We start from the raw sequence: 26763 nt of genomic DNA, 5'->3' as shown, positions 1-26763 counted from the left end.
TAGACCGTTGTAATTTACATTGATGGCGCCATTGGAAAAATCAATTTTAGGGAGCCGTCTACAATAACTATTTTTGGACAAATTGAATCAAATGAAAATCGCATCATACAATGTTAACGGAATCCGTGCCGCAATGAACAAGGGTTTCGTGGATTGGCTACAAACAGTTTCACCCGATATTATTTGTCTGCAGGAAACCAAGGCCATGGAAGAACAGGTGGACACGCAACTTTTTGAAGAAGCCGGGTATCCCTACCACTATTGGTTCAGTGCCCAAAAAAAAGGGTATAGTGGTGTGGCATTGCTTTGCAAAGAACAACCTGACCATGTTGAATTTGGAACGGGCATCGATTACATGGATTTTGAGGGAAGGAACATTAGGGCCGATTATGGCGACCTTTCCATAATGAGCATGTATCTTCCCTCTGGCACCAACATCGACCGTTTGGACCACAAATTGATGTATATGGCCGATTTTCAAAAATATGCCGATGAACTCAGAAAGGAACGCCCCAACCTGATTGTTTGTGGTGATTATAATATTTGTCACGAAGCCATTGATATCCATGATCCCGTCCGTAACAAGAACGTTTCTGGATTCTTGCCGGTGGAACGCGAATGGATCGGAAACTTTATTGATAGTGGCTTTATTGATAGTTTTAGGCATTTCAACAAAGAACCGGACAATTATACGTGGTGGAGCTACCGTGCCAATGCAAGGGCCAATAACAAGGGTTGGCGTTTGGATTATGGTATGGTTGCAGAGCCATTGAAGGACAGGTTAAAGCGTTCGGTAATTTTATCCGAAGCAAAACATAGCGACCATTGTCCTATCCTGCTGGAGGTGGAAAAGTAACATTGTGGTTAAAGACCGATAATTTTGTTTCAGTACCTTTAGGCGTCCTAAACTTGTAAAAAATGAAATATACCAGAATCCCACATACCGATATCCGCATATCCAAAATTTGCTTGGGCACCATGACCTGGGGACGTCAGAACAACGAAGATGAAGCCCATGAACAAATGGATTATGCGCTGGATGAAGGAGTGAATTTCTTCGACACGGCTGAATTGTATCCGGTTCCGGCAAAAAAGGAGTTGTATGCCGTAACCGAGGAACTTATTGGGAACTGGTTCAAAAAAACAGGAAACAGGGATAAAGTAGTGTTGGCCTCCAAGATTGCTGGACCGGGACATGCTGCAAACCATATACGCAGTACAGGTTTTAGCAAGGAATCCATTGTCAGTGCCGTAGAGGGCAGTCTGAAGCGGTTGCAAACGGATTATATTGATCTATACCAGCTCCATTGGCCGGAGCGGAACACGAATTATTTTGGACAGCGGGGATACAATGCCCATGCGGTAGATGTTTGGGATGATAATATTCACCAAGTTTTGGAAACACTGCGTGATTTAATTGCCGAAGGTAAAATTCGCCATGTGGGATTGTCCAACGAAACACCTTGGGGAAGCATGCGTTATCTTGAAGAGAGCAAGGTCCATCAATCTTTGCCCAGAATGATGACCATTCAAAATCCATATAACCTCTTGAACCGTTTGTTCGAGGTAGGACTTTCCGAAATTTCCATGAGGGAACAGATTGGGCTTTTGGCATACTCTCCCCTTGGATTCGGAACATTGAGCGGAAAATATCTTACCGAGATTCCACCGAGAAAGGCGAGGGTGACCTTGTTCCCAAATTACAGCAGATATAGTGGTGATACAGCTGTTGCTGCAACAGAACAATATGCAGAATTGGCAAAAACACATGGTTTGAGCATGGCCCAAATGGCATTGGCCTTTGTAAATACCCGACCCTTTTTAACAAGTAATATTATAGGTGCCACGAGTATGGAGCAGCTCAAGGAAAATATTGAAAGCATCCATGTGGACCTTTCCGATGAGGTATTGGAGGGCATTGAGGAAATCCACAATGCTATTCCGAATCCGGCGCCCTAGTTATTCCAAAGCGTAAGCACGGTATTCATCACCGGAAGGGGTGCCCATTTTACCGCCTCCACAGGAAATCACCACGTATTGTTTGCCATCAACTTGGTAGGTAATCGGTGTGGCATATCCTCCTGAGGAAAGCTGGTCTTCCCAAAGCTTTTTTCCCGTTTTCATATGGAACGCTCGTATTTTCTCATCCTTGGTAGCTGCAATAAAAAGCACGCCACCTTTAGTGACAACGGGTCCCCCATAATTTTCAAGCCCTGAAACGGGATTGTTGGGGTCGTCTAGACTTTCTTCATGTCCCAAAGGTACTGTCCACAAGTATTCGCCCGTATTAAGATCGATGGCGTTCAAAGTTCCCCATGGCGGTTTTACCACAGGAAAGCCTCTATCGTCCTTGAACCTAGCAAAGCTCGAAATGGAATACGGTACCTCTATTTTTGTATTTTCCACCCTGTGGTCCTTGGCTTCTTCCATACCAACTAAAAATTCGGTGATGGCATTGGTTTCTTCTTCGGAAAGATTTGGCATGCCTGGCATGGCGCCTCGGCCTTTTTGGATAATGGTTTTTATCGAGTCGGTTTCCAACCTTAGCTTCACATTTTGAAGTTCAGGGATTCCGTTCAAACCTTGCAAATCGCCACCATGGCATCTGGCGCAGTGAATTTGCGCCAAACTTTGGCCAACGCTTGAGCCTTCCGACCCGTCACCAACTTCTTTCATTTTAATGATCCAAGCCATCTCGTTGGCATTTACATACATTACACCATCACGGGGGTCAAGTGCAGCCCCGCCCCATTCGGCACCACCATCGGCCCCTGGAAATAGAATCACTCCGGTGGTATCCATAGGGGTAAATTGCCCTTGTGATGTAATGGAGTTGAATTTTTCTAGCACGGTGGGTGCTTTATCGGTTTCGTTGCCTGGCACCAAATCATCTACAAAGGCGGTTCGATTCGGTGCATATAAATCGTTTTCTGTTAAAATCTGTCATGCAAATGGCGCAGGTTTTAATGGCAATGGTTGTGTTTCAAATGCTTTTTCTCCAATCAATTTGGAGCTGGGATAGGCTTTTTCCTCGATGGGGAACAGAGGTTCTCCCGTGATTCTGTTGAACACAAATACATGACCGCTTTTAGTAACCTGAGCAACGGCAGGGATGGTCTCTCCGTCCCTAACGATATCAACTAAATTGGGTGGTGCGGGCAAATCGCGGTCCCAAATATCGTGGTGCACCATTTGATAATGCCAAATCCGCTCACCTGTGTTTGCGTTGAGTGCCAATAGGGAATTGGCAAAGAGGTTGGACCCTTCGCGGTCGCCCCCGTACCAATCAAACGCTGCTGAACCGGTGGGAATGTAGACAATGCCTTGATCGTTGTCCAATGCCATGCCGGGCCAGCTATTAGCGCCACCAACCTTTTTGTATGCCTCGGCAGGCCACGTATCGTAGCCAAACTCACCGGGTTGTGGAATGGTGTGGAATGTCCATAAAATTTCACCGGTGAGCACATTGTAGGCGCGAATGTGTCCCGGAGAAGAGCCAGGTCCTTCGCCCACTCGGGTGCCCTGAATCAAAATGTTTTTAAAAACCGCCCCCGGTGCATTGGAGACCACGGACAATTTGCTCGGGTCTCTGTCCAAGCCTTTCCTAAGGTCTATACTGCCGTTATCGCCAAAACTTGAAATGGGTTGGCCCGTTTCAAGTTTGATGGCATACAATTTTGGACCCGATGAGAAAAAGATACGACTGGGTTCCTTGCCATCAGATTTCCAATAATTTAATCCGCGGTTGAGCCCCAAGCCAGATTCATCTTTACTTTTCGGTGAAAACTTCCAGATTTCCTCTCCTGTTTTAGCATCGATGGCGAACAGTTCAATGGCTGCATTTACCCCGTAAAGTACATTTTCAACCATTAAGGGGCTTGTCTGTATCTGTGTGGTTCTGCCCTCTTGTAGCCCTCCACTTTTGTAACTCCAAGCGAGTTTTAATTGAGAAACATTCGTGGTGTCAATTTGGTCAAGGTTGGAGAAATGTGTTCGTTCGGGGTCGCCCAAATAATGTTCCCATGTGGTGAAATAGGCCTTGTCTGTATTAGTTGGATTTGAATCGTTACAGGAAATGAGAATAGAGAGGGAGATGATGAGAAAATATCTTTTCATGTGCGGTTTGAATGTTCACTAAATATAGAAAGAAACCCGCAATTACTGGTTTATCCGAATAGATGTGCCACCACATCTTCAATCTTGGAGACTTTTTGAATTTGGATACCAGACTGTTTTAGTCCAATCTTGTTATTTTTAGAGACAAAAATTTTGGAGAAGCCCAGTTTTTCGGCTTCAAGGACGCGTTGGTCCACGCGTTGCACAGGCCTGATTTCTCCTGCCAGCCCGACTTCTGCGGCAAAACAAATGCCTTTTTCTATGGCGATATCCGAGTTGCTGGATAGAATGGCAGCCATAACCGCCAAATCTATGGCCGGGTCGTCCACGGAAATCCCACCAGTAATATTCAAGAAAACATCTTTAGCTGCCAGTTTGAAACCTGCCCTCTTTTCCAGAACGGCCAAGAGCATGTTCAACCTTTTGGCATTGAATCCTGTGGCGGAACGTTGTGGCGTGCCATAAACGGCGGTGCTCACCAAAGCTTGAATCTCAATCAATAAGGGACGCATACCTTCTACGGTCGCGGCGATGGCCGTGCCGCTGAGGTCTTCATCGTTCTTTGAAATCAATACTTCCGAAGGATTGTTCACTTCACGGAGTCCGCTGCCCTGCATTTCGTAAATGCCGAGTTCGGCGGTTGAGCCAAAACGGTTTTTGAGGGATCGAAGGATTCGGTACACATAATTGCGGTCGCCTTCAAATTGGAGAACGGTATCCACCATATGTTCCAAAATCTTGGGGCCTGCTATGGTACCATCTTTGGTGATGTGTCCTACCAAAATAACGGGTGTGTGGCTTTCCTTTGCAAATTTGATGAGTTCTGCTGTGCATTCACGTATTTGGGAAATGCTGCCCGCGGCAGATTCAATATAATCGGTATGCAATGTCTGAATGGAATCGATGACGACCAAATCGGGCTCGATGGTCGAAACTTGGTGAAAAATATTTTGTGTTTTTGTCTCGGTAAGGATGTAACAGTTTTCGCTGTTGGGCTGAATACGGTCTGCCCGCATTTTTATCTGCCGTTGACTTTCCTCGCCCGAAACATAAAGAATTTTGTAAGGTAATTTCAGTGCAATTTGGAGCAGTAAGGTACTTTTTCCAATACCTGGTTCTCCGCCCAACAAGGTCAATGACCCTGGTACCAGCCCGCCGCCCAGCACACGATTGAATTCTTGGTCGAGGGTGTCCAAACGGAGTTCTTTTTCTTGGGTAATCTCGGAAACACGTAGCGGTTTGTTGGCTTGTTTTGCAACGGTATCGGTTTTCCAACTTTTTTTATCCTCTTTTTGGACAACTTCTTCCACAATGGTATTCCATTCCTTGCAAGAGGAACATTGCCCTATCCACTTGGGGAATTGGGTTCCGCAGTTTTGACAAAAAAATGCTATTTTGGTCTTGGCCATTCAAACTAAATGAGGGGCCTAAAGATATGGATTTAGATGGTGGATTGCATGGTTTTTTAGATTGTTGGATTTTTGGACCGATAGACCTTAGTCAAGTCAATCCAAACATCGAATCAATCCAATAATCCAAGTTGCTAGTACCCAAAGTCAGCCTTGAGTGCATCAATTTTTTCGAGGGCCATATCCTTGGTCAAAAAGTCGATTTCTTCCATTTGGAAGGCTTTTTCAAAAGTTTTGAACGCTTTTTTGGGTTCTCCGATAAATTCGTAGTATTCCGCTTCAAAGTAAAAACCCATCATGGTCTCCGGGAATTCCTTTTTGCAGAGGTCGGCCAAAGGTTGTAGGGACTCGTAGTCTTCTTTTTTGAGGCAAGCGGCATAAATGGCCATAATATCGTTGAGCTCCACGGGCTTTTCAAAACCGAAGAGATCTTCTATGGTTTGGTATCTGTTTTCCAAATAATTGAAGACGGGCTCTTCGGATGTCAAAATATCGGACTTATATTCTGCCGGTGTAATGGGTCTGTAGATTCGGAAGACGTTATCAAAAGCTTTGCTTATTCCATACGCTGCTATGGAAGTGTGGTCGGCATTTTCATATTCATCAAAAAAGTAATGCAGGGATTCTTTGGTAATGGATTTGATGCTTGCGTTCATTTGAAGGATACGTTGCCTATCATCGGTAGGTTGTTTTTCCACAATCAAATTATAGAAGATGACCTGGTCCAGTTCGGACAGACGGGCCGGCACCCTGCTTTCCATTTCGGTTGCCAAAACGGGCGAAATACTGATATATGAATTAAAGAGAGAACGATCCTTGAATAAATAGAAGTTGCCAAAATTGGCTGTGATGTCGTACCCCACGAACATTTTGAAGGGCGCTATTTTGTAGCTTGTCTCCAAATACGGAATCAATTCCGTTCCCAAAAACTCGTAGAACATTTTGCCTTTTTCCGTAGGCAGACCGGAAACTTCATCAAAGTCACAATCTTCCAGCCTTAGGTTATTTTTTAATTGATCAACTCCCACAACGATGGCTTCGGGCATGCGATCGAACCGGCTCTGGAATTTTACATTGGCCACTACTAGGTCAAACAGGTGTTCGGCATCCAAGACCACGATCAATGGGTATAATTTTTCTTCGGAGTAATCTTCGGGAAAATAGTAGGAAACATCCCGGCGTTCCTGCAGTTTAAAGGATTCAAAGATTTCCTTTTTTACTTGGGCGCTCAGGTTCAAGCAAGTAAAGCCTATCAGTAGAAATAGACATTTTTTCATTGGTCAAGATTTAGGCGGTTTGGGCTTACCGATTTCTATTCAATAACGGTAATACAATAAAGGATATTGTACCGAAAACAACGACCATTATGGTTTGTGCTATCCACATGATCCAGCCGAACGCATCGCCCGAAACGGAACTGATGCCATAGATGCCCAATGCAGCGCTCACAGCAATGGGGTAAAGGCCGATTCCGCCATTTGTGGTGGACATGGCAAAGGCACCGGCGACAAAGGCGACCAAGAGTTGGCCCAAGGATAATGGAATGGTTTCTTCCACGGTATATTTTATGACCCAGAACATGCCGAAATAGGCTCCCCAGATAAACAAAGTATGAAGTATGAAAGGCCATTTGTTCTTCATTTTAAAAACACTGAGGACACCATCCTGCAAGCCGTTGAGGAAGCCTTTCAGTTTTAATGCCAAGGGCGATTTGGATTTACGGATGATGTAAGACCCCAGAAAGAGTCCAACAATACCAAAAAGCAATATTCCCATGGCACCGATGATATTTACGCCTCTTTCTTCCAGAAACCCAAGGATGAAGTCGGTTTGAAGTACCAAGGTGATCATGATGATGCCCAGAAGCATCAATAGGTCTATGACCCTTTCGGTGACGATGGTCCCAAATCCTTTTTCAAACGGAACCTTTTCGTAAGTGGTAAGGGCGGTCGCCCTTAATATTTCGCCCGAACGCGGTATTCCCAAGTTGGCAAAATAGGAAATAAGAACAATGAATATGGTGTTGACGGTCTTGGGCCTGTATCCTAAAGGCTCCAAGAGGTATTTCCAGCGAATGGCCCTTGAAATATGGCTCAATATGCCAATGATTACGGAAATGGCCACCCAAAACGGGCTTGCATTGGAAATATAATGGATGATTTGTTTTCGTTCTTCCGGTGTGGTGGAGTTGTAGGAGTACCAAACCAAAAATAGCCCAACGGCAATGGGCACAAATATCTTAAGGAATTTTTTTAGGGATTTGCCCAAAATTTATTTGAGTAGATTGGTTTCCTCGTTGGGGAACACCAATGCTGGATTAAATGTTTTTGCCTCTTCGATATCCATCCAAGCGTAGGTGATCAGGATCAATACGTCTCCCACGGCCACTTTTCTGGCAGCGGCACCGTTCAGGGTCAGCTCTCCAGAATTTCTAGGGCCTGGAATGGCATAAGTTTCCAATCGCTCACCGTTGTTGTTGTTTACGATCTGCACTTTTTCGCCCCTGATGATATTGGCAGCGTCCATAAGATCTTCGTCTATGGTGATGCTACCTATATAATTGAGGTCTGCCCCGGTAACTTTTACTCGGTGAATTTTAGATTTTACGACTTCTACTTGCATGGTGCAAAATTATCAATTCAATCTTAGATTATCAATTAAGCGAATACCGTCTGCGTAAACGGCTATAAACGCCCTATATTTTTGGTTGTCCTGAATTTTTAAAGCGGGGGTCAATGTGTTCTCGTCCGCGATTTCAAAATATTCCAGATCAAACAAAGGATGTTGTTCAAATTCGGATTTTACCCAATCTTTTATATGAGTAGCACTTTTCATGCCAAATTCGGCTTTGGCAGCTAGTAGGGTTTTATGGATGAAACCAGCTTCTTCGCGCGTTTCTTTTGATAGTCTTTCGTTACGGGAGCTCATGGCTAAACCGTGCGGCTCTCTTTCAATGGGGCAGCCGATAATATCAAAAGGCAAATCTTTGATTTCGGCCATTTTTCGGATAATCTGTAATTGCTGAAAATCCTTTTCGCCGAAATAGGCCCTGTCGGGGGCTACGGTTCTCAATAAAAGCTCCACAATGGTGCCTACGCCATCAAAATGTCCTGTTCTGAACTCGCCTTCCATTACCTTGTCCAAACCATCAAACTCATAGGTTTCGGATGTAACATTACCTCCATAAATTTCATCCACGGTAGGGGCAAAAACCACAATATGGTCCGAAACCTGCTTCAAAAGCTCAATATCTTTCTCGAATGTTCGTGGATATTTATCCAGATCATCTTTTTTGTCGAACTGGGTCGGGTTTACAAAAATGCTGACAATGACCAAATCATTTTCCGATAGTGCTTTTTTTACCAAGGAGATATGACCTGTGTGAAGCGCGCCCATGGTGGGTACGAGACCAATGGTGCGGTCTTTTTTTCGCTGCTCATTGGTAAAGGTGCTCAGTTCTTTTTTAAGGTCGAATATCTTCATATACAGGTACAAAAGGGTGCAAAAATACTATAAATACAGCTAATCAGCATAATTTTTGTACTTTTGCAGCTATGTTTTTCGGATAAACAAAAGAAAGCGTTTATGAATGGTAAAAAGGTATTGTTTGTATCTTCTGAATTAGTTCCCTACCTCCCAGAGAATCCTGTTTCCTTAATGTCGTATGAAGCACCAAGAATGGTGAACAGCAATGGTGGTCAAATCCGCATTTTTATGCCAAGGTACGGAAACATCAACGAAAGGAGGCATCAACTACATGAGGTCATACGTTTATCGGGGATGAACCTGGTGATCAATGACATGGATATGCCCTTGATCATAAAGGTAGCTTCCATACCTAAGGAAAGAATACAAGTCTACTTTATAGATAACGACGAATATTTTAAAAGAAAGGCCACTTTTGCCGATTCTGACGGGAATTTGTTCCCTGATAATGACGAACGCGCCATTTTCTTTGCTAAGGGAGTTGTGGAGACAGTGAAAAAATTGAACTGGTCCCCTGATATTATCCATGTGCATGGCTGGATGGCTTCCATGGTGCCTCTTTACCTAAGAAAGTATTATGCAGATGAGCCATTGTTCTCCGAAAGTAGGATAGTTACTTCTGTCTATGGTAAAGATTTTGAAGGAGAGCTGGATGCTACAATGATCGATAAAATTGCTTTTGATGGTATTGACAAAGAGGAGGTTTCGGTACTGTCCAAGCCCGAGTATAATAATTTGTTAAAGGTTGCCGTAGATCATTCCGATGCCGTTATTTTAGCCGCGGATGATTTGTCCGATGACCTAAAAAGCCATATTGACAATCTTTCCGTACCAGTTTTGCCATACGTTCCACTTCAAGAAGCGGAAGAGGCATACACGAATTTCTACAATACAGAGGTTTTAAAATAGATTGAATGAGATTTTCCAATATTTTCAAGGTTTCGGCACTGTTTGGAACTTTGTTTTTACTAATTGTCTCTTGTGAAGAGGAGTTGGATACCATAGGTGAAGGCGTTATTGATGGTGAGCCTTTTACAACAGGTAAAGTTGAGTATGACGTGTTTGCCTACAACAAGGGCATAACCGCTGTTCAGACCAATAGGCTGCCCGTATATCAACTAGGTACCTTCAACGACCCTATATATGGTCAAAGAAAGGCGAGCATTATTTCACAGCTCCAATTGACCACAGGTTCACCAACATTTGGGGATTTGTCACAAGCTAATGAGGATGACCCCGATAATGATCAGGAAAACGAAACCGTCAAGGAGGTATTTCTTAACATTCCTTTTTTAACGGCCCCCTCACCTGATAGGGATGGTGATGGGGTTCCCGATGATCTTGAAAATGGTGATGATGCCGATGACCCAAACTCTGATTGGGACGGCGATGGGGTTAGCGACAATCAAGAAAGAATAATCGGTTCTGATCCGTATAATCCCGATGAAGATGGAACCGGAGACAATTTTACGCCCAATGTATATCCCAACAGGTTTGATTTGGATAGTATTTACGGAGACAGAAACCAAACATTTGACATCGTAGTCTCAAGGTCTAACTACTTTCTTAGGGATTTGGACCCCAATTCAAACTTTCAGCAGGCACAAGAATATTACTCCAACCAGGATTTCTCCAGCTTTATCGGCGAAGAGCTTACCATTACAGGTGAAAACACCGTGATAATTGATGATATTGAGACAGTTATAATGGCTGAAGATGATCCCGATACCGATGTGGACGAATCGAAAACCGTTGTAGATGATAGAATACCTCCGGGGATTCATATTCCTTTGAATCCCGATTTTTTTCAACAGAATATCTTGGATAAAGAAGGTCAGTCTGAGCTGTTGAACAATTCAAACTTTAAAAATTTCCTTCGGGGAGTGCATTTGACGGGAACAGATATGGAAGAATTAATGTTTTTGTTGGATCTCACCCGCGCAAACATTACCATAACCTATACCTACGATGACTATGATGCCGAGGCCGAAGAGACCGTTACGGCGGAAAAAGACTTCGTCTTGAACTTTTTGATTAGTTCACAACAAACAGGTGTTACCGGTAATGCAGTAAATGTTTTTGAGAATGAAATGTTACCGCCAGAGGTGGTAAGCGCAATGGACAATGGAGAGAACGCTTCTAGAATTTATGTAAAGGGAGGTGCTGCCGTTACAGAGGTACGTTTGTTTGACGAGGTAATCAACGGTGGGGAAGATATAATCAATCAGATTAAACAGAACAGTTGGATAATCAACGAGGCCAATCTTGTATTCTATGTGGATCAGGAAGCTGTAGATGCTTCGGTAGTCGAACCACCGAGGCTTTACATCTATAATGCAGAAACAAACAGGCCCATTTTCGATGCTTCGAACGAAGATCCTACCATTAATGGAGGAACGAACCCGTTTACATACTTTCTAAACCATGGTGGATTTTTGGAAGAAGAAAATAACAGGGGAGTGAAATATAAAATACGCATTACGGAGCATATCAACAATATTATAGTGCGTGACTCCACGAACGCGAGGTTAGGGTTAACTTTAACGCCCAATATAAACATTGTAGGACTTCGCGAAGCAATTGGAAGTGATATGCAAGGAATCGATTATCCTGTTGCAGCTACGGTTAGCCCATTGGGTACTGTTCTATATGGGAGCAATGTGCCCAACGAGTTTGAGGATAAAAAACTAAAACTGGAAATCTTCTACACCCAGGCCAACTAATTGGGATTGATTTATCGTGGTTTTTTGGACGTTCATCGTTTTAAGCCATCACAACCAAATAATTTAAATCAAACCTTTTAATTTTGATGACTAACCCCCCAATGGTTATTAACTTAAAAAAAATCTTATGTGTGGAATAGTTGGTTATATCGGACATAGAGACGCCTATCCGGTAATCATTAAAGGCTTGCAAAGACTCGAATATCGGGGATACGATAGTGCCGGGGTGACCTTGTTCGATGGAAATAACATTCATTTGGCCAAAACAAAAGGCAAGGTAGAGGATTTAAAAACCAAGGCCGAAGCGACCATCCCTACCAGTGGGAAATTGGGGCTTGGCCATACAAGATGGGCAACCCATGGTGTGCCAAACGATGTAAACTCCCACCCGCATTACTCAAATTCAGGTGACTTGGTGATTATTCACAATGGAATCATCGAAAATTATGAATCCATAAAGCAAGCATTGAAAAAAAGAGGATACACTTTTGAGTCCGATACGGATACCGAGGTGCTTGTCAACCTGATAGAGGAAGTTAAGAACAAAGAAGGGGTAAAACTTGGAAAAGCCGTACAAATTGCATTGAACCAAGTGGTCGGCGCCTATGCCATTGCAGTTTTCGATAAAAATAAACCGGATGAAATCGTGGTTGCCAAATTGGGTAGCCCATTGGCGATCGGAATAGGGGAAAACGAGTATTTTATTGCCTCTGATGCCTCTCCCTTTATAGAGTTTACCAATAATGCCGTTTATCTCGAAGATGAGGAGATGGCCATTATAAGGATAGGCAAGGAAATCAAAATGCGTAAGATCAAGGACGATGCCATCGCCTATCCGAACATTTTGGAACTTCAACTTAATTTAGAAGAGATAGAAAAGGGCGGTTACGACCACTTTATGCTCAAGGAAATCTACGAGCAGCCCAAGGCTATACAAGACACATACCGTGGACGTCTATTGGCGGACAAGGGCATAGTTAAAATGGCAGGGATAGACCAAAACTTGGAAAAATTCCTAAATGCCAATAGAATCATAATAGTGGCCTGTGGTACCTCTTGGCATGCAGGTTTGGTTGCCGAGTATATTTTTGAGGACATGGCACGGATACCAGTAGAGGTGGAATACGCCTCGGAGTTCAGGTACCGTAACCCGGTAATAACCGAAAAGGATGTCCTGATAGCCATTTCCCAATCCGGGGAAACTGCCGATACATTGGCAGCGATTAAATTGGCCAAGGAAAAAGGAGCGTTTGTTTTTGGAGTCTGTAACGTGGTGGGCTCATCCATAGCAAGGGAGACCCATGCAGGAGCCTACACCCATGCAGGACCCGAAATTGGCGTAGCTTCCACAAAGGCATTTACTACTCAGATTACCGTATTGACCTTGATTGCCTTGAAATTGGCGCAAGAAAAGGGAACATTATCTCAATCCAAATACCACGAATATTTGGCGGAACTTGAGGCTATTCCGGGAAAAGTTGAAAAAGCACTTTTGTCCAATCCCTTGGTGGAGGAAATATCCGCAACCTATAAAGATTCATCGAACTGTTTGTATTTGGGTAGGGGATATAATTTCCCTGTTGCTCTGGAAGGAGCATTGAAACTGAAGGAAATTAGCTATATCCACGCCGAAGGATATCCTGCGGCAGAAATGAAGCATGGTCCAATCGCTCTTATCGATGAGCAAATGCCCGTTGTGGTTATTGCCACAAAGAAAGGACACTACGAAAAAGTGGTCAGTAACATTCAAGAAATCAAATCTAGAAAAGGTAAGATTATTGCCATTGTAACTGAGGGAGACCAAACCGTAAAGGAATTGGCAGACCACGTAATCGAAGTCCCGGAAACATCGGAAAGTTTGTCGCCGCTTCTGACCACCATACCATTACAATTACTATCGTACCATATAGCTGTAATGAGGGGGTGCAATGTGGACCAACCAAGAAATTTGGCAAAATCGGTGACTGTCGAATAATACCTAAAAAAATATATCTTTTGGATTGAAAAGGCGCTTGAAACAGCGCCTTTTTTATTGAAACCGTATATTTGGGTGGGATTTTTTGCCAAAAAAGTATTATGCATGCATAATTTTTTTCAAATTTGTATAATCGGAATAAAAAAAAATGTATCTTCCCGATTGATACTTAACACGCACAAAAACTAAATTAACTCTAATCCATAGCAAATGAAAAAACTTATGTTTGTTTCCCTAATGCTGTTGGGTTTGGCGTCCTATGGTCAAACCACTATACAGGGAAAGGTAGTTGATGAAAACAATGAGCCCATACCGGGAGCCAACGTGGTTCTGGTGGGGAAGGCAGAAGGAACCACTACGGACTTTGATGGAAATTTTACCTTTAATACGGATGCAGTCCCTCCATTTCGACTTCAATTTTCAAGTATTGGCTTCTCGGATTTTACAGCAAATGTTACGTCGAACAATCAAACGCTTACCATAACGCTTTCTGAGGCCAATACGATGCTCGACGAAATCGTAATTTCTGCATCACGAACGCCCGAACGTATTTTTGAGTCACCCGTGTCGGTGGAGCGATTTGGACTCAAGGAAATCAAGAATACCACCGCTGAATCCTTTTATGGCGGACTTCAAAATTTAAAGGGGGTGGATATCAACACAAACAGTTTAACCTTTCAATCCATAAACACAAGGGGTTTTGCCACATTTGCCAACAACAGGTTCCTGCAATTGGTAGATGGTATGGACAACACTGCTCCCGGTCTTAACTTTGTGCTGGGTAACCTTGTGGGTATGTCCGAACTGGATGTACAGAGCGTTGAGATATTGCCAGGTGCGTCTTCCGCATTATATGGTGCAGGAGCGTTCAACGGTATTTTATTCATGACCAGTAAAAACCCATTCGATTTTCAAGGAATAAGCGCCTATGCCAAAGGCGGGGTAACTACTCAGGATGCAGCCGGAAGCAATTTTTATAAAGATTTTGGTGTGCGGGCTGCCCACGCCTTTAGTGATAAAGTAGCGGTAAAGGCCAATCTTTCCGTTTTAAACGGTGAGGATTGGCATGCCAACAGCCGCATGGATTTGAACAATCCAGGAGCCGACCGCTCCAATCCGGCTTACGATGGATTAAATGTATATGGGGATGAAGTCTCAACTACCTTGGACTTTGACGCAGCAGCGGGATTCCCCTCTGGAACCGTTGGGTCTGCAACTATTTCAAGAACAGGGTATGATGAAGCCGATTTGGCCAACTATAATGCGGAAAGTGTTAAGGCGGATTTTGCCGTACACATCAGGCCCTTTGCTAATGATTTGGAGGTGATTCTTAACAGTAGAATTGGTAGGGGTACCACTATTTATCAAGGTGCTAACCGATATGCTGTCGCAGGATTTACTATGCAACAGCACCGTTTGGAAATCAAGAATGATAATTTCTTTGTTAGGGGCTACATTGTTTCTGAAAATTCAGGGGACGCCTACGATACTCGATTCGCAGCCATCAACGTAAACAGGGCATGGAAATCGGATACCCAATGGTTTACGGATTATGCTGGGGCTTATATCCCCACATATTTAGGTGGCATTCAAGGAGCGGGGTTGACCCCGGAGGAGGCCTCTGCCCAAGCACATATAGCCGGTAGACAGGCGGCCGACCAAGGAAGATTGATTCCAGGAACTCCTGCATTTGAAAGTGCGTTCAACAGTGTGATCAACAATGGGGATTTAACAACAGGAGCCAAATTTATTGACAAAACCAAGTTCCGTCACGTAAACGGTAATTACAACATTGCCCATTTGATTGATGATTGGGCCGATATTCAAATCGGTGGATCTTTCAGGGAATATGAATTGAACTCCAACGGAACCATTTTTACCGATATCGACGGTCCTATCAAATACAACGAATACGGTGCCTACCTTCAAGTCCAGAAAAAGTTTTTGGATGACCGTTTAAAGTTTACCGGTTCTGCCCGTTACGATAAAAACGAATTTTTTGATGGGTTCCTTTCACCAAGAGTTTCGTTCGCGTATACTTTGGGCGAGGAAAGGAATCATAACCTAAGGGTTTCCGTGCAACAAGGTTTTAGAAACCCGACTACCCAGGATTTGTTCATCGGTTTAAATGCTGGACGCGCTATCTTGGTAGGGTCCGCACCGGCAAACCTGGATAGGGATGTACGTACTTTTGAGGTAAGTGCACCTGGTCAGGCCCTTATTGGTCAGTCCACGGTACAACTTGTAGGTAGGGATGCTTACGAGAATGCATACTCAACAGCTTCCTTACAGGCAGGAGCACCGGAAGCGGTCAACACGCCATTGGTTCAACCAGAAGAAATTACAGCCTTTGAGGCTGGATATAGGGGTCAAGTGGGTAAATTCACTATCGATTTGAGTGGATATTACAACAGTTATTCCAACTTTTTGGCGAATACCACTACTGCGGTTCCATTCTACGGCGAAGCAGGAGATGGAGGTCTTTCATTGTTGGCCCTGCAGAATGGAGATTTTCAAGTTTATCAAACCTATACAAACTCGGAAGCGGATATCAACTCTTACGGAGCAACCGTTGGTGTTGACACCAAGCTTGGAAATTTTGATTTGGGTGTGAACTATACCTTTGCAGAGTTGGATATCGATGAAGGCAGGTACCCTGACCTTAGAACCAATTTTAACACACCAAAGCACAAGGTGAAGGCATCCTTTGGTAATGCGGCACTATTTAAAAACTTTGGTTTCAATGTAAACTACAGATGGAGCGACAGCTACTATTGGGAAGCTTCCTTCGCAGATGGAGATATTCCGGCATATACCGTTTTGGATGCTCAGGTCAATTACTCCGTACCATCTATCAAGTCTATTTTCAAACTGGGAGGATCTAACCTGTTGGGCGATGAGTACTACACTGCCATCGGTACAGGATTCATAGGTTCCATTTACTATTTGTCTTGGACCATAAATCCTTAATTGACAGTAAAAAAGCAGAACTAAAGGCGTTGGGAAATCCAACGCCTTTTTTCTTTAAAAAAAAGCTGAAATCGGTTTCTGAATAAAAATGTAAAAGCATATCTTTGCAGCCGAAAAAATAGCGGTCATTTTCCGCGTATTCAATTATAAATAAACACACTAATGTCTAAAGTAACAGGTAAGGTTGCCCAAATTATAGGCCCGGTCATTGATGTTGAGTTTGATTCAGGGGTAGAGATCCCAAGAATTTACGACTCCCTTGAAATTGCAAAAGCTGATGGCTCAAGATTGGTTTTGGAAGTACAATCACATATTGGTGAGAATACCGTAAGAACCATTTCTATGGACTCTACCGATGGTTTGAGTAGAGGTGTTGAGGTAGTTGCCACAGGAGCTCCAATTCAAATGCCGATCGGAGAAGAAGTTTACGGTCGTCTATTCAACGTAATCGGAGATGCCATCGATGGTATGGAAAACCTTCCTAAAGCTGGAGACAATGGACTTCCAATTCACCGTGAAGCACCTAAATTCGAGGACCTTTCCACTTCTACCGAAGTACTTTTTACAGGTATCAAGGTAATCGACCTTATCGAGCCTTATGCAAAGGGTGGTAAGATTGGATTGTTCGGTGGTGCCGGGGTAGGTAAAACCGTATTGATCCAAGAGTTGATCAACAACATTGCAAAAGGTCACGGTGGTTTGTCCGTGTTCGCAGGTGTTGGGGAACGTACCCGTGAAGGAAACGATTTGCTTCGTGAGATGTTGGAATCAGGTATTATAAAATACGGTGACGATTTCTTGCACTCCATGGAAGAAGGAGGATGGGATTTGTCCAAAGTAGATAAAAAGGCGATGAAGGAATCCAAGGCTACCTTCGTGTTCGGTCAGATGAACGAACCACCAGGGGCCCGTGCCCGTGTGGCATTGTCTGGATTGACCATTGCAGAATATTTCCGTGATGGATCTGGAGAAGGTCAAGGAAAAGACGTTCTTTTCTTCGTAGACAACATTTTCCGTTTCACCCAGGCAGGTTCCGAGGTATCGGCACTTTTGGGTCGTATGCCATCCGCTGTGGGTTACCAACCAACATTGGCAACAGAAATGGGTGCCATGCAGGAAAGGATTACATCAACAAAAAGAGGTTCTATTACCTCCGTACAGGCGGTTTACGTTCCCGCGGATGACTTGACGGATCCTGCACCAGCGACAACATTTGCTCACTTGGATGCAACTACCGTACTTTCCCGTAAAATTGCCGAGTTGGGTATTTATCCTGCTGTGGATCCGTTGGATTCTACTTCTAGGATTTTGACTCCCGATATTTTGGGCAAAGAGCACTACGATTGTGCACAACGTGTAAAAGAGTTGTTGCAACGTTATAAAGAACTTCAGGATATTATCGCCATCTTGGGTATGGAGGAACTTTCTGAAGAAGACAAATTGGCCGTAGGTAGAGCAAGACGTGTACAGCGTTTCTTGTCCCAGCCTTTCCACGTAGCTGAGCAGTTTACGGGTATTCCTGGGGTATTGGTTGATATTAAAGAGACCATCAAAGGATTTAACATGATTATGGACGGTGAGCTTGATCACTTGCCAGAATCTGCCTTTAACCTTAAAGGAACCATCGAGGAAGCTATCGAGGCAGGAGAGAAAATGTTGGCGGAAGCGTAATGTCATTCCTGCGGGACCCTGAGAGGAGTCGAAGGGAAAGCAGGAATCCTCATTAGAAATTTAGTCAAATTGTAAAAGATTCCCATTTGCACGGGAATGACAAGAGGAAATATGTATTTAGAAATAGTATCACCCGAAGCTACTTTATTCTCAGGCGACGTAACCTCTGTTACGGTACCAGGAGTAAATGGTGAGTTCCAGATGTTGGAGAACCACGCACCCATCGTTTCTTTGTTACAAAAGGGTAACGTAAGGGTCAAAGGCAACATCACAATTGATGAAGCTTTTGCCGATAAGTTTTCCAAAGGAAACAATGGAGAGACCGTTTTGGCCATATCAAGTGGAACAGTGGAGATGAAGGACAATAAAGTTATCGTCCTAGCTGATTAAAATAAATGAATTCATTCACAAAGAAAGCCGCTCCATTAGAGCGGCTTTTTTTATTTCAGCATAATTATATGCCATTCCTTTCCATCTGAATGGTATATGGTCAAGGTTGTAAACCCAATCGCCGTATGTGCCGCCAAAGACCGTTTGTTTTTCCCATCCACTTCAGTGATAATGGTATCAAAACCCTCGGGCAGTTTCTCTTGCATGGTTTGATACAATTTTCGGAAAATACCTTGCCCCCGATGGCTTTTGGCCACGCAAATTTGTCCCATGGCCATATAGTTGAGCTTGCTTTCGAGAGCTTTGTCAATTTCTCCGAACATCGGACGAAGCACCTCGATATCCTCAGCAAATTGGGGATGCATACACAGGGCGTAACCCACAACTTGACCATCATCCACCGCAATGATGTGTCCGCACACATCGTTCATGGATTTTAGAAGGTCCAGGGTGTGTTCCACGGTCACAAAACCTTCTTTTGTGCTTTCCTCTTGACTTATATTTTTGGGTAAATTACGCTGCTGAAGGTCTAGAATCTGTTCCAGTTCCTTCAAAGATTCCGCTTGTTTGTAAACGACCATCTATTCCACTTTGAGCCACCCTTTACGCTGTTCCAGCATCTTTTTGGACGGTTTTTCATCCTTGTCCTCCATCAAACTAAATGTGTAATCTGGACTTGGGACAAGTACCAATTCTGTAGTTTTTTCGTTTCCGTACCTCGTGAATTTTACTTGCAAAGCCTCTCCCAAGCTGAACTGTTTCAGGTAATCACTAAAAGATTGGTCTTCCGTTAAAGGTTTGTCGTTGATGCTCAATATCACATCCCCATTGTCCACGCCAGCCTTGTATGCTGGACTTCCCATCGAAGTATTTCTAAGAATGGTATAACCTGTTTTATCTGGGTTCATGGAAACATACGCCCCAAAATAGGGTGAAGTCTCAGGTTGTTCCAACACAACCCCAACGGACTCCATAAGCTTTTTATAGTCGGGCATTTCACTTTTATAGATGTAATTATTGAAGAACTCGTCCCCGAAAGATTTGCCAGCGTATTCATTTAAGGCATCATGAAGGTTTTGGATGGTATAGGGAATTTCAGTTTTACCGTATTTTTTCCAGACGAGCTTCATAAAATCATCGAGGTTCAATCCATTTTCACGAAGCGACAGATCTAAGGCCAAGCCCAAAACACTTCCGTAAGAATAGTAGGAGATGAACATATTTTCGCGGTTAACAGGGTCCACCGAGGTAGCTGCATCCACAAAAGGTGCCTGGAAACTCATTTCAATCGGATTAAAAAACTGACGGGCTGGGGAATTCCAAACATAATTGAAAGTTCCTGCCAATCCCTCTACGTAATCTTTTGGGGTGGAAAGTCCAGCTCTACATAAAATCAAGCCAGTATAGTAACTGGTAAAACCTTCGGCAAACCAAAGCGCACCGCTCATGTTGGCTTCTTCAAAATCAAAGGGTTCCAGAGTTTTCGGGCGGATACGCTCCACGTTCCATGCATGAAAAAATTCGTGGGATACCGTCCCGATATTACGTTCCATACCTCCATCGGCCAAGCTACGGGTACTCGTCAATGTGGTAGAGTTGCGATGTTCCATACCATCACCAGAGGCATTGGGGATATAACAGGCAAGGAAGGTGTAATTCCCATAATCAAAATCGGGAAGTTCGTCGTACACCTCTTTTTCAGCAAGAACTACTTTTTTTACTTTTTCAAAATATTCATCGGCCTCTGCTTCGGTTCCGTTGTGGTGCAGAGCAAGGTTGATGGTCTTTCCGTCCACCTCAAAAGAACGTAGCATGTAGTTGCTGATCTCCGTAGGGCTGTCCATAAAATAATAAAGGTTCGGGGCCGAATAGGTAGAGCCCGAGACCAAAGGAAGCTGCGTGGCCACTTTCCAATCCAAATTTTCACGGACGTTAAAGGTCACTTCGATTTTACGCTCGCTCAATTCAGGGGAAAACATAAAAGTTGCTGGAATATTTAAGTGGGCATGTGTTTCATCCACTTGCGAATAGGTGCCCCCACCGCGGTTGGCAAACAGGATATATGTAATGTTGATGGTACCATCGTGTCCGCTGACCTCCCAAGCATAAGGATTGGGACGGGTTACGGTCAAAGCGTTTCCTTTACTGTCCGTAGCCTCAAATCCATAAACGTTTTTGGCGAATTCATGTAGGGCGTAGCGTCCAGGCGAGGTTCTGCTCATCCGAAACTCTATGGTATCCGAAGTTAAGTCGGGAAAAGTAGCTTCAACGACTGCTTCGTGATGCACGGCATTGTCAAAAGAAATTTCGTACGTATTGGTCTGGGCGGTCAAAAATAGCCCAGTGAACAGAGCTAAAAGGGATAGGGTAAATTTCATTTTCGGAATAGGTTTAAGAGCGACTAAGATACTGTATAATCAGCGTAAGTGCTACATTTGTGTTAAGGGGAAACTTTTTTCAGCTACTATTTGAAAATATCGACTATTTTACCAAGAAATTGAGCGATTGTGGTTTTACCTATACGTCTTCAATGCAAAAGAAAAAATTCAAGCGTTTTGCTAGCGCTCAAAAAATATATGGAAGCATGAAAACCGAATTTCATACGTTGGGGACATTTGAGTTTCCTGCAGACGCTGTGGTTATCAAAGGCAAATTGGAAGCAGAGGGGATTCCTGTGTTTTTAAGGGATGAAGCTACAATCAATTCGGATCCGTTGATCAGTGCGGCTCTGGGGGGTGTAAAGCTTCAGGTGTATTCAACCGATAAGGAACGGGCCAAGGAAATTTTTGATGAAGTCCGCAACTACGCCACCGACTATTTTGGCAATCCTGTTGTTTGCCCGAACTGTAAAGCGACCAAATCCGAAATTTACTACTCCAGAAGCAATATCTTCTATAAACTGTTCCCGTTCTTTGAGCCGAGAAAGTACCAATGCATGCAATGCAATTTTATCACAAGACCCGTTCAATAAAATTATTTGTGACTGGAGTCATTCTAAACGTTGGTAAATAAGACCTCTACCCACGGTAGCCTCCAAGTGGTAATGTTTTTCTAAATAAGCATCGATATAGCTGTTATACTCCACCAGTTTTTTGTCAAAAATCTTTTTGCCTTTTCGGGCCACCAAGGTTTTTGGTCGAACCACTTCCATGATGTATTTGAGTTCTTCGACACCAGATTTTCGCAGGTTGTTCATATAGGGAAACAACTCTTCGCGAGTTATGTTGCTGGGATGCGTAGCAGGTTTGGTGGGAGGGGTTTCATCCAAGACCCAATAACCGATATGGTACTCGGTAAAAAAGATATGCTCGGTTTCCAGATTATGGCCTAGAATGTATCTGGGTACATCGATGCCTTCGCCATTGTAAAAAGAGTCCTTTTTTATTTTGTTGGAGATGATATTGCCATATTCGAGGTAGGATTCCATCGGAACCAATATCAGAAGGACAGCGATTACAGCACGGTATTTTTTTTGAATGGGCGGGAGTTTGGCAACTGCCATGCCCAAAGGAATCAATATAAACGGATAGAGTTGGATGAGGTAGTGCCCATTCACTTTGCCCGATTGCACATAAGAAATTAAAATCCCTATGACGACAATGGTCAACAATTGTGTGTTTTTTGATTTCCAATCGATAAGTTTTAAATAGAAACCTGAGCCCAACAGCAGTGCAATGGTCCCCACGTAGGGCAATGTTCTCCAAGGTGAGTGGAACTTCCCTTCGGAATAGGCCAAGGGCGCCTCAAAAATGGACTCCCACCAAATTTGGGTGTCCCCTTGAAGGTAATACGGAATTGCTGTGCATGCAATGGTCACAAAAAAACCTGCGCCCATAAACACCAGGTTTTTAATGTTTTTCAATGCATGCTTTTCATAAAATCCTTCCCATAAAAAATAAAGTCCCAAACAGAAAACGGGATAGGCCATGTTCAACTTTGTCATCACGGACAGGCCCAACAACAGCCCTGAAGTAAAGAACCACTTCGCATCTGTTTTATGAACCAAAATATATAGGGCAGCCACAAAAAAGAAGGTACAAATGTGTTCGGACATTACCCCCTGCAGGCTCCCGAAGAGACTTTGAAAAAATACGGAAAAGATAGCGGTCCAGAACGCCACTTTTTTTGTAGTAAATTTTATTGCGATAGCATACGTAAACAAACTGGTAAGGGCCACCATTACCGCTCCAAAAAAGCGAATGGCAAAAAAGCTTTTTCCAAAAATTTTAATGATGAGGGCAAAATACAGAAAGGTAATCGGTGGTTTTAGGTCCCACAGCTGGGTGTAGGGCAAATGTCCGTTGACCCAAGATTGTCCCATTAGGATAAAAGTGCTCTCATCCCGATCCACATAATCCCTAAAAAAGAACGGAAAACGGATAAAGACCGCGACCACCACCAAAACAAATAGGACCGTTTTCCAGTCCAGATTTTGATTCGTTATGGAACGCATTTTTTTAAGCACGGCGGTATTCAGCTTTTATCATCTTTGCAATATAGATAAATTTGAATGGTTAAACAGCTACCAACTGTAGGTACGCTTGTTGTAACTTTTCAATTACAATTTTAAGTTCTTCTTCGTTTAAATGCCCATAACCAAAACGTATGGCACAGGTATTTTTATTTTGATAGAGAATGGTTTTGGGCAGGAATAAATCAAGTTTTTCAGCTTCTTCGGCTAGTTTTACCAAGGATATAGGATTTTTAAACCGTAACCACATGGCAAGCCCTCCAGAGGGTATTTGCCAATCAAGGATATTGGCAAAGTGCTGATTTAATAAAGTGCATAAAGCATCTCTACGTTGTTTGTAGGTAACAATATTTTTTTTCTTGAGCCGATATATTTCGCCTTCGGATATCAATTCAGAAAGCATTTGTTCCTGTATTAAATCTCCCTGGGTATCCAATAATTGTAAATAATTATTGGCTTCGGTAATCACCTGTTCTGGAGCCACGACAAAACCCGTATGAAAACTCGGAAATAAAGACTGACCCAATTTTCCCAAATAGATAACGTTTCCATCGGCATCTGCACTGGCCATAGGTAACATGGAAGATCCTTCAAACTGAAAGTCATGGTCAAAATCGTCCTCGATTATGGCAAAACCATGGGTTTTGGCCAATTGCAGTAACTGCAACCTTCTTTTGGTGCTTAAAGGTATTGTTGTTGGATAGTCTCTGTTGGAGCAAATATATATGCAACGAATGTTCTCATGTATAAAATGTTCATTTATGTATCCAATAGCCAAACCTTCGTCATCTACGGGCACGGTTTTTATTTTTGCCCCTGCTTGCTGAAATATCATATTGGCCACATAATTGCTCAGTTGTCCGACCAGCACCAAATCACCAGGATTAATGAGCACCTGTGAAACGATGTATAGGCTCATTTCCGTACTACGTGTATTTAATAAATTGGTTGGTTTTATATGAAATCCTCGTGTGGCATTTAGGTAATTGCAAAATTGCGTGCTAAAAAAGGAAGGGGTTAAAGCACTGGTTCCGTTCCATTTGTTGATGAGTGGCTTTCGTTTCATTGCAGCGCTGTACCATCTGGAAAATTGATGCACGGGTTGTAAACGTAAATCGGGCCTACCATCACTTATAGCATATTTGGAAGTGGTTTCTTCCTTGGTCGATGCTAGGTGAAAAGATTGCTGAAACGGGAATCCTGGACTTTTTGGATACTCGTATGCCTGATTGATGTGCTGCGTACTTGCCTTAATTTTTAGATTGGAACCTTCGGGAACCACCACAAAAGTTCCTTTATTGGGAATAATGTTTACCCATCCTTGGGAGGCCAATTCATCATAGATGGCCACGGCAGTATTGCGGTGGACGTTCAATAACTCACTTAAAACCCGTGTTCCGGGCAATTTACTGCCTTTTTCCAGATAGCCTCGTTGTATGGCGTTCATGATTTGCTGTGCCACTTGCACATATACGGGCTGTACAATAGACTTGTCTATGGATACTAGCTGGACCAACAAATCAAAAACCGGACTATTCATTGTTTTAAAAGCGGACTAGTTTAATCGTCCGGAAAGTTAGGACTTTTGCAGTATTAATTTAAATGACCTAAAAACTTACATTACAAGTTCAGATAATGAAGAAATCGATTTTATTTTCTACGATTTTAATAGCCGGTGCTTTTCAACTACAAGCTCAACAAGACGACGCTGTTAAGGTAGATTCGTTAAGCGAAGTTGTAGTAACCGCAAACCGGATAAACCTTCCATTTAAGGAAAATTCTAGAACCATAAACATAATAACCTCAAGTGATATTAAAAATAGTGCAGCGGTCAATGTTGCGGATTTATTGCAACAAGTTGCCGGGGTGGATATTAGAAGACGCGGTACAGGTGGTAGCCAAGCAGATTTGTATATAAGGGGAGGTGGTTTTGACCAAACCCTAGTATTAATAGATGGCGTTAAAATGGACGATGCGCAAACGGGTCACCATACCATGAATGCAGCTTTGCCCTTGGAGGTTATAGAAAGAATAGAAATTATAAAAGGCCCCGCAGCACGGGTTTTTGGACAAAACGCATTTGCTGGGGCCATCAATATCATCACAAAGAAGAATTTGAACAATTCCGTTTCCTTAAACGTAGAAGCGGGATCTTTTGGACAATTAAATGGTAGCGTTACCGCTGGTGTGGATAAGGAAAACTCGTCTCATATCGTACATGTGGGAAGGATGACGTCTGAAGGGTATAGAAATAACTCGGATTACGATAATGGCAATTACTTTTTAAAAAGCATTTTCAATAAAAATGTACAGCCTATTGAAATGACAGCAACTTTCTTGGAGCGCAACTTTGGGGCTGAGAACTTTTATACCGCCAATCCTACGTTTAACGAGTACGAAGAAACCCAAAACAGCCTATTGGCCTTTTCTACCACCTTTAAGAAAAACAAGCTGAAAATACAGCCAAGGATCTATTGGAAACGTAATCAAGATTTATTTCTATTACGGAGAAATGAGCCTGGTTTTTATAGGAACATGCATATTTCCAACAAGGTTGGGGTAGAAACCAATGCTTCTTATGCCTCTAAATTGGGGATTACGGGATTCGGGGTAGAGCTTTCTGAAATATACCTTAGAAGTAACAACTTGGGTGACCGAAGCCGTTTTATGTCCAATGTGTTTTTGGAACATCGTTTTAGCATTGCAGACAACAAACTGGATATTACTCCAGGTGTGGCGCTAACTTACTTTTCTGACTTTAAGTTTAGAGCATTCCCTGGATTGGATATAGGTTATGATCTTACCAATACTTTTAAAGTATATGGTAATATTGGTTATACGTACCGCATACCGACTTATACAGATTTGTTCTATAACGACCCTGTTACCAGTGGTAACGAAGATTTGGAGCCGGAAGAAGCTTTTGCACAGGAATTGGGGTTAAAATACACCTCTCCTAAATTTAATGCCAGTGTTGCCGTTTTTAATAGGGATGCGGACAACCTTATCGATTTTATCAGAAACGATGTCTCTGAAGATGTTTTTGTAGCAACGAACATTACGGAAGTAAACACCAAAGGTTTGGAGTTGGACGCTGCTTATAATTTTAGATTTAAGGACTATACCCAAACATTAAGCGTTGGCTATGCATTTTTGGATGACAATATTTTAGATCAGAATGAAGAATTGTCACGATACTCTTTAAATACGCTCAAGCACCAATACACCACACGATTAAGTACGCAATTGTTCAAAAATGTACGTCAGAATATAATTTACAAATATGCAGAGCGAACTACGGGACAAACATATAATGTTTGGGATGCATCATTGGCTATAAAAGTAAAACAGGCAGAGTTTACCATTAGCGCAAATAATATTTTCGATTCAGATTACATAGAGTCCGGCTTTATACCTATGCCGCCCAGTAATGTTCTATTTGGTTTGCGATATAGTTTTAAATAGAGCAAAACGAAGCAGCCTAAGAAAAAGGCAAACGGGTTTCCAAGGAATAGATGTCGTAAACATTTAAAAACGTTTTAGTAATTTAGC

General features: G+C 42.9%; 20 protein-coding genes and 1 pseudogene. 10 read left to right on the top strand and 11 right to left on the bottom strand.

Annotation, left to right across the window (positions count from 1 at the left end; genetic code table 11):
• The first annotated feature begins 91 nt into the window (after positions 1-91).
• Together J0656_RS00730 and J0656_RS00725 are read left to right on the top strand one after the other, a co-directional pair.
• Positions 92-856, top strand: coding sequence for an exodeoxyribonuclease III (locus tag J0656_RS00730; protein WP_207030758.1), 765 nt, complete (start codon positions 92-94; stop codon positions 854-856).
• Positions 857-918: 62 nt separating this feature from the next.
• Positions 919-1959, top strand: coding sequence for an NADP(H)-dependent aldo-keto reductase (locus J0656_RS00725; RefSeq protein WP_207030756.1), 1041 nt, complete (start codon positions 919-921; stop codon positions 1957-1959).
• Here the strand turns inward: J0656_RS00725 and J0656_RS00720 are convergent, their stop codons facing one another.
• The 7 genes and pseudogenes from J0656_RS00720 to panC all read right to left on the bottom strand — a co-directional run bounded on the left by J0656_RS00720 (position 1960) and on the right by panC (position 9008).
• Positions 1960-2676: a c-type cytochrome gene (locus J0656_RS00720; RefSeq protein ID WP_237688825.1), complete on the bottom strand. Its 717-nt coding sequence runs from the start codon at positions 2674-2676 to the stop codon at positions 1960-1962.
• Positions 2662-4116, bottom strand: a pseudogene (locus J0656_RS00715) (PQQ-binding-like beta-propeller repeat protein); the annotation flags it as partial. The pseudogene J0656_RS00715 and the gene J0656_RS00720, both read right to left, overlap by 15 nt.
• A gap of 50 nt (positions 4117-4166) precedes the next feature.
• Complete coding sequence (gene radA, locus J0656_RS00710) at positions 4167-5525, bottom strand: DNA repair protein RadA (RefSeq protein ID WP_207030750.1); 1359 nt, start codon at positions 5523-5525, stop codon at positions 4167-4169.
• Between the two features lie 134 nt (positions 5526-5659).
• Positions 5660-6802: an alpha/beta hydrolase gene (locus J0656_RS00705; RefSeq protein WP_207030748.1), complete on the bottom strand. Its 1143-nt coding sequence runs from the start codon at positions 6800-6802 to the stop codon at positions 5660-5662.
• Between the two features lie 25 nt (positions 6803-6827).
• On the bottom strand, positions 6828-7793 hold the full coding sequence (locus J0656_RS00700; protein ID WP_207030746.1) for a lysylphosphatidylglycerol synthase transmembrane domain-containing protein: 966 nt from the start codon (positions 7791-7793) through the stop codon (positions 6828-6830).
• Positions 7794-7796: 3 nt separating this feature from the next.
• On the bottom strand, positions 7797-8147 hold the full coding sequence (gene panD, locus J0656_RS00695) for an aspartate 1-decarboxylase (RefSeq protein ID WP_127137328.1): 351 nt from the start codon (positions 8145-8147) through the stop codon (positions 7797-7799).
• A 12-nt stretch (positions 8148-8159) separates the two neighbouring features.
• Positions 8160-9008: a pantoate--beta-alanine ligase gene (panC, locus tag J0656_RS00690; RefSeq protein ID WP_207030744.1), complete on the bottom strand. Its 849-nt coding sequence runs from the start codon at positions 9006-9008 to the stop codon at positions 8160-8162.
• A gap of 102 nt (positions 9009-9110) precedes the next feature.
• Between panC and J0656_RS00685 the strand changes: the two genes are divergently transcribed.
• The 6 genes from J0656_RS00685 (at position 9111) to J0656_RS00660 (ending at position 18740) form a co-directional block, all read left to right on the top strand.
• Positions 9111-9920 carry a glycogen/starch synthase gene (locus tag J0656_RS00685; protein ID WP_108245840.1) on the top strand — a complete coding sequence of 270 codons (810 nt, stop codon included), beginning with the start codon at positions 9111-9113 and terminating at the stop codon, positions 9918-9920.
• A 5-nt stretch (positions 9921-9925) separates the two neighbouring features.
• Positions 9926-11734 (top strand): DUF4270 domain-containing protein, encoded by a 1809-nt coding sequence (locus tag J0656_RS00680; RefSeq protein WP_207030743.1) that lies wholly within the window; start codon positions 9926-9928, stop codon positions 11732-11734.
• A gap of 127 nt (positions 11735-11861) precedes the next feature.
• The gene (gene glmS / locus J0656_RS00675; protein WP_207030741.1) at positions 11862-13709 is read left to right on the top strand and encodes a glutamine--fructose-6-phosphate transaminase (isomerizing); all 1848 of its coding nucleotides are present in this window, start codon (positions 11862-11864) and stop codon (positions 13707-13709) included.
• A 210-nt stretch (positions 13710-13919) separates the two neighbouring features.
• Positions 13920-16679: a TonB-dependent receptor gene (locus J0656_RS00670; protein ID WP_207030739.1), complete on the top strand. Its 2760-nt coding sequence runs from the start codon at positions 13920-13922 to the stop codon at positions 16677-16679.
• Between the two features lie 162 nt (positions 16680-16841).
• Positions 16842-18350 carry a F0F1 ATP synthase subunit beta gene (atpD, locus tag J0656_RS00665; protein WP_207030737.1) on the top strand — a complete coding sequence of 503 codons (1509 nt, stop codon included), beginning with the start codon at positions 16842-16844 and terminating at the stop codon, positions 18348-18350.
• 111 nt (positions 18351-18461) lie between these two features.
• A complete protein-coding gene (locus J0656_RS00660; RefSeq protein WP_207030736.1) occupies positions 18462-18740 on the top strand; it encodes a F0F1 ATP synthase subunit delta/epsilon in 279 nt (92 codons plus the stop codon).
• 50 nt (positions 18741-18790) lie between these two features.
• Here the strand turns inward: J0656_RS00660 and J0656_RS00655 are convergent, their stop codons facing one another.
• Together J0656_RS00655 and J0656_RS00650 are read right to left on the bottom strand one after the other, a co-directional pair.
• On the bottom strand, positions 18791-19321 hold the full coding sequence (locus J0656_RS00655; protein ID WP_207030735.1) for a GNAT family N-acetyltransferase: 531 nt from the start codon (positions 19319-19321) through the stop codon (positions 18791-18793).
• Positions 19322-21118: a M61 family metallopeptidase gene (locus J0656_RS00650; RefSeq protein ID WP_207030734.1), complete on the bottom strand. Its 1797-nt coding sequence runs from the start codon at positions 21116-21118 to the stop codon at positions 19322-19324.
• 206 nt (positions 21119-21324) lie between these two features.
• On the opposite strand from J0656_RS00650, the gene J0656_RS00645 reads away from it, so the two are divergent.
• On the top strand, positions 21325-21711 hold the full coding sequence (locus tag J0656_RS00645) for a putative signal transducing protein (RefSeq protein ID WP_207030733.1): 387 nt from the start codon (positions 21325-21327) through the stop codon (positions 21709-21711).
• A gap of 18 nt (positions 21712-21729) precedes the next feature.
• On the opposite strand, the gene J0656_RS00640 is transcribed toward J0656_RS00645, so the two are convergent.
• A complete protein-coding gene (locus J0656_RS00640) occupies positions 21730-23193 on the bottom strand; it encodes an ArnT family glycosyltransferase (protein ID WP_207030732.1) in 1464 nt (487 codons plus the stop codon).
• A gap of 61 nt (positions 23194-23254) precedes the next feature.
• A complete protein-coding gene (locus J0656_RS00635) occupies positions 23255-24751 on the bottom strand; it encodes an aminotransferase-like domain-containing protein (RefSeq protein ID WP_207030731.1) in 1497 nt (498 codons plus the stop codon).
• A 95-nt stretch (positions 24752-24846) separates the two neighbouring features.
• Between J0656_RS00635 and J0656_RS00630 the strand changes: the two genes are divergently transcribed.
• Positions 24847-26676, top strand: a complete 1830-nt coding sequence (locus J0656_RS00630) for a TonB-dependent receptor plug domain-containing protein (RefSeq protein ID WP_207030730.1) — start codon at positions 24847-24849, stop codon at positions 26674-26676.
• Positions 26677-26763 lie beyond the last annotated feature (87 nt).

This window comes from Flagellimonas aurea (assembly GCF_017313785.1).
In the GTDB taxonomy this organism is placed as follows: Bacteria; Bacteroidota; Bacteroidia; order Flavobacteriales; family Flavobacteriaceae; genus Flagellimonas; species Flagellimonas aurea.
This window is presented reverse-complemented; position numbering and strand designations above follow the sequence as displayed.